The sequence below is a fragment of the Psychrobacillus sp. FJAT-21963 genome, assembly GCF_001420585.1.
Classification (GTDB): domain Bacteria; phylum Bacillota; class Bacilli; order Bacillales_A; family Planococcaceae; genus Psychrobacillus.
In genome coordinates, this window is sequence record NZ_LJIY01000034.1 from 1 (window position 1) to 4,612 (window position 4,612).

Annotated in this window: 7 protein-coding genes; 2 read left to right on the top strand and 5 right to left on the bottom strand. The window is 34.4% G+C overall.

Translation table 11 applies throughout. From position 1 onward, the window contains the following. Positions 1-199: 199 nt before the first annotated feature. Entirely contained in the window at positions 200-616 is a 417-nt protein-coding gene (locus AN959_RS20405) for a helix-turn-helix transcriptional regulator (protein ID WP_056833476.1), read from the top strand. 96 nt (positions 617-712) lie between these two features. Here the strand turns inward: AN959_RS20405 and AN959_RS20410 are convergent, their stop codons facing one another. Continuing rightward, entirely contained in the window at positions 713-1,282 is a 570-nt protein-coding gene (locus AN959_RS20410) for a TetR/AcrR family transcriptional regulator (RefSeq protein ID WP_056833478.1), read from the bottom strand. A gap of 147 nt (positions 1,283-1,429) precedes the next feature. Here AN959_RS20410 and AN959_RS20415 point away from each other — a divergent pair, with 147 nt between their 5' ends. Further along, complete coding sequence (locus AN959_RS20415) at positions 1,430-2,188, top strand: SDR family oxidoreductase (protein ID WP_056833481.1); 759 nt, start codon at positions 1,430-1,432, stop codon at positions 2,186-2,188. A gap of 63 nt (positions 2,189-2,251) precedes the next feature. Here the strand turns inward: AN959_RS20415 and AN959_RS20420 are convergent, their stop codons facing one another. The 4 genes from AN959_RS20420 to AN959_RS20435 all read right to left on the bottom strand — a co-directional run bounded on the left by AN959_RS20420 (position 2,252) and on the right by AN959_RS20435 (position 4,498). Further along, on the bottom strand, positions 2,252-2,632 hold the full coding sequence (locus AN959_RS20420) for a VOC family protein (protein WP_056833482.1): 381 nt from the start codon (positions 2,630-2,632) through the stop codon (positions 2,252-2,254). A 21-nt stretch (positions 2,633-2,653) separates the two neighbouring features. Next, positions 2,654-3,097 (bottom strand): hypothetical protein, encoded by a 444-nt coding sequence (locus AN959_RS20425; protein WP_056833484.1) that lies wholly within the window; start codon positions 3,095-3,097, stop codon positions 2,654-2,656. Between the two features lie 68 nt (positions 3,098-3,165). Beyond that, a complete protein-coding gene (locus AN959_RS20430; RefSeq protein WP_056833486.1) occupies positions 3,166-3,774 on the bottom strand; it encodes a pyroglutamyl-peptidase I in 609 nt (202 codons plus the stop codon). Between the two features lie 127 nt (positions 3,775-3,901). Then, positions 3,902-4,498 (bottom strand): TetR/AcrR family transcriptional regulator, encoded by a 597-nt coding sequence (locus AN959_RS20435; protein WP_056833488.1) that lies wholly within the window; start codon positions 4,496-4,498, stop codon positions 3,902-3,904. Positions 4,499-4,612 lie beyond the last annotated feature (114 nt).

Consider the following 4,612-nt stretch of genomic DNA (forward strand, 5'->3'; position numbering starts at 1 on the left):
TAAAGGTAATAATTATATGTAGTTCTATTATATTATAAATTTAAGAAAAGTAGAATAGACATGATTAGAAAGTAGTTGTTAAGATGCTAAAAATGAATTCAAACAATTAAGCAAGGGTTAACTATTATTGACAAACTGTACCTCTAACATATATTATGTCTGACGGAATAACGAAATCATTTTTAGGAGATAGATACTGATGAAAAAAATAATGGTTAAGGATTTATTAGAACAAGGACATAGTTCCATGAATGATATAGTAATGGATACGGCTGGTTTACTGGAAGAAGCATACTTTGTTATTAAGATAGATGACTTGTTGAAAGAACGAGGAATAACTCAAAAGGACTTAGCTCAGATGACGGGCATGCGCGTTGGTACGATATCAGAGATTATCAATGGTAAAGGTATTAGCATAAACAAAGTACAGCTTTTTGCTATTATGGCGGCTTTAAGAGTTAAGAGCATAAATGACCTGTATGAGATGAAATTCCCAGAGGGCTTAGAGGAAACTTTTTATACAGAACAGGCCGAGTGGAAATCAAGTAAAGAAATGCCTTTAGCAGTTAAAGAGATGTACAAAAAGAATGTACTGAAAGCTTTAGGAGTAAAATAAGACATTATATATAAAAAAGAGGAGTCAGGAATTAACCTGCTCCTCTTTGTTTTTTCTAGAGAAAAGCTTCTACACAAGTTGATTGTTTCTACCTTCCTATTCCAAATTCATTTTCACATTCAAAATCTTCACGAGCTGCTCGTTTAAATAGCTAGCACTGTGTTGAAAGTCTCCTTTGTACCATTCAATAATGATTCCGATAATAGCATTTGCTTGATAAGCACTGTTTAAATTCATATTGATTCCCGCATCTAATTTCACCGCTTTATCTGTATGTAATAGTGAATTTATTTTCTCAAATAATAAATAGTAATAGGTTAATGGTGCGTTTTTAGAAAAAACAATTTTATAAAAGGGCTTGTATTTTTCAATATGATGAAAGATTCGAATAGTAGATGGATCAAGGCTACTTGTTTTTAGAACTAGTACATGGCGATATGGTTCTTCATATGAGCTTGCTAAGTCTTCCATAATTTCTTGGAAGTATTCCTCAAACAAGTCTTCCACCCGGCCGTAATGCAAATAGAATGTCCCCCGATTGATTTTAGCTTTTCTGCATATTTCAGAAATAGAAAGGCTCTCTAATGGTTTTTCTTTCAGTAATTCTAACAATGCCTCGTGAAGGGATTCTTTCGTTTTAATAATTCGTATATCAATAGAAGACAATTTATTTCACCTCTTATTAAACAATTTTCTATGAACTTGTTCATTACTGAACAGTTAGCTTATTTTTGCTTATTGAAAGCGTTTACTTTTATTTATTATAATAGTTATTGAACAAGTGTACAATAAAATTCAAGGAGGTATTCTCTTATGAAACTAGAAGGTAAAGTTGCGATTGTAACGGGCGCTGCATCAGGTATGGGGAAAGCAATTGCTGAAGGCTATGCAGTAGAAGGAGCAAAAGTCGTTGTTTCAGATATGAATTTAGAAGGAGCAACTGCTGTAGCTGAAGGTATTAAAGCAGCTGGTGGTGAAGCGATTGCTATTCAAACGAATGTAACATCAGAAGAAGATGTAAAACGTTTATTCGACGAAACGAAAACTGCTTTTGGAAAGCTAGACATTTTAGTAAACAATGCAGGTATTATGGATGGTATGGAACCTGTTGGGGATATTTCGGACGAACGTTGGGAACGTGTATTTGCAGTCAATACTGTTGCTGTTATGCGCACGATGCGTTTAGCAATCCCGATTTTCCTTGAACAAGGTCACGGGACATTCGTAAATAATATTTCTGCTGGCGGTTTATACGGCGCTCGTGCAGGTGCTGCTTATACTGCATCTAAACACGCAGTTGTGGGCTTAACTAAAAATACTGCATTTATGTATGCAGACAAAAACATTCGTTGTAACGGATTTGCCCCTGGTGCTGTCGCAACAAACATCGGTTCAACAATGACAAATATCAACGAACTTGGAGCATCTCGTCAAGCTCTTGGTATGGCGATCAACCCTCGTGTTGGTCAACCTGAAGAAATTGCTAAACTAGCTATCTTCTTAGGTTCTGATGAAGCAAGCTTTGTAAATGGACAAGTTATAGCAATCGATGCTGGTTGGTCAGCTTACTAAAATAAATGAGGAAGAGCACTAAACGACATGTTAAGTGCTCTTTTTTATAGTATTTAGTATTTCCTACTTTTTCTCTAATATTGCAAAGTAATTGTTCTCATTATCCGCAAAGTTAAATACTTTTCCTTCAGGTATTTCCACAAGTTCCCCAACCGTAATTTGCTTTTCCGAAAAGTCTTTATATAACTGATCTAGATTTTCTGAGAAGAACATTAATGATGGTGTTTCTAAGCTAACTCCTGGTGACATTTTTGCAACTAACTCTTTATTGTGAAGGACAATGCTAGTTTCTGCGTCTTTAGTTGGAGCAATTTCAAACCACTTCATTCCTTGTCCATTGTCTACTTCAGATTTAACAATGAATCCTAGTTTTTCTGTCCAAAATTTAACGGATTCCTCTTGGTTGTTTACATAGAGCATAATTTGACCTAGTTTAGTAATCATTTTCTTCACTCCTATAATTTTTTATTTACTCATAAATTTACTTTCAATTTCAGCAAAGAATTCTTTCGATAAAAGTACAAAATCTTCTTTTCTTAATTTAATTTCGTCCCCAATTTGATACTTTAAAACGGACTTAGCATGGTCGTATTTAATCGTTTTATTTGGAATCAAAATACAATTATTTTCCTTTATAGAATCACAAAGCATCCTTACCTCATTTAATGGATTACCGTCTTTCTTTTCCAGGTTTCTACTTCTATTGTTAAAATAGTTATCTAAAACTAACACCATATTATTAAAGAAATTCGGTTCAAAAGATTCAATTGCAGATTTCAGCTCAACATTACTATTTCCGGCTTGTTTTTTTGCCGTTGTTATTAAGTTCTCGTAGGTTTTTAACTGTATATCCACTTTTAAACGACATTCATTTATATATTCTTGAGAATAGGCGTACACGGAAAGCATGTGTATTTTCCTTTCGATTTAATAGTTTTTTAACTGAGTAACTCTCCATCATGTAGTGCTCTTTCAGTTTAGTTTTCCCCAAGTACTTCAATACATAGCTCTATACTCTTTTTCAAATCTGCATGAGACCAACTTGGAATCTTTCCATGCTGAATAGCGAGCTCGTGCGATGCAGGAATATGGATGAAGCCTGCTGGCATGTCAGGTTTATTTGTTTTTGCGTAGTGCAAGCCTTCATACATAACATTGTTGCAAAGATAGGTACCTGCTGTGTTGGAGATGGATGCTGGTAGTCCTTCTTCCAGTAGTTTGTTTACCATTTGGCGAATAGGCAAAGTGGAAAAGTACCCTGGCTCTCCTTCCATTTGAATAGATTCATCTAATGGTGTATGCCCTTCGTTGTCTGCTGCTCCATCTTTTACGTTTATAGCAATACGCTCTGGGGTGATTTTGTATCTCCCTCCCGCTAGTCCTAATGAGATGACTGCATCTGGATCGATTTCTTCTATATGTGCAAGCAGCTCTTTTCCTGAAGAGGCGAAATCTACAGTCAGTACTCTGCCATATATTTCATATTCACCAATATACTGCCCATTTAGTTCCTCTACAATACGCATCGTTGGATTCACCGTAAAGGATAAAAAAGGTTCAAAACCTGTTAATAGAAGTTTCTTCATTTAATTGCCCCCTTGTTCTTTATCCATAGTTTGGGTTTCTTCATGCTTGATGTCAATATAAATTGGGTGAACAGTCAGAAAAATTTCTATTAAAAAAATGCACCTCTCTAAAAAGAGTGTGCATTTACTATTTATTCTTACGTACTCCATGTGTATAGGAATTAAGGATAACAATCAGTTGTCTGGATAGTTCCTCAGGTGATTGGATGTAACCAGACTTTATCCACATTAATATAATGCCAAAAATACCATAGGTTCTATAGGTCGCGAAATTTTCCGTATTAGCTTCTGTATTTAAATCACTTAAAAAAGTAATTTCATCTTTAAATAGGTTAAAAATCATGTCGATCACTTTATCTTGGAGATTGGGAATGGTGTCATCCTTTAATAACAAATTAAAGAAGCGAGAATTTCCCTCAATATACTCAAATAGCTTCAAGGAGGAGGGTTTAAGAGATCCAAACTGCAATAAATTTTTCTCTTGATATGGTTCGAGTAGGGCTTCTTCCAGACCTTCAATCATTTCAGTAACTAATACTTCTGTTAATTCTTCTTTACTACTAAAATGAGCATAGAAGGTAGTTCTATTATAATCTGCCTTATTGATGATATCCTTTACGGTTACACTCTTATATCCTTTTTCAGTAACTAAAGATATAAATGCTTCTTTTAAGAGTCTTCTACTTCTTCTCACTCTTTTATCCTTTTCAATATCAGTGATCAATTTAATCCTCCTCCTTTTTGTCTCTTAATAAAAACTATAATTAATTCGATGATATACAGCAAGAAAATGATCGTGAATAAATAAAGCCTATTCAAGGATTTTTTTCACCTTAAA

Bases quoted from the DNA above. Each gene is read 5' to 3' on its own strand.
- AN959_RS20405 (WP_056833476.1), top strand. From the start codon at position 200: ATGAAAAAAATAATGGTTAAGGATTTATTAGAACAAGGACATAGTTCC.
- AN959_RS20415 (WP_056833481.1), top strand. From the start codon at position 1,430: ATGAAACTAGAAGGTAAAGTTGCGATTGTAACGGGCGCTGCATCAGGT.
- AN959_RS20420 (WP_056833482.1), bottom strand. From the start codon at position 2,632: ATGATTACTAAACTAGGTCAAATTATGCTCTATGTAAACAACCAAGAG.
- AN959_RS20425 (WP_056833484.1), bottom strand. From the start codon at position 3,097: ATGCTTTCCGTGTACGCCTATTCTCAAGAATATATAAATGAATGTCGT.
- AN959_RS20430 (WP_056833486.1), bottom strand. From the start codon at position 3,774: ATGAAGAAACTTCTATTAACAGGTTTTGAACCTTTTTTATCCTTTACG.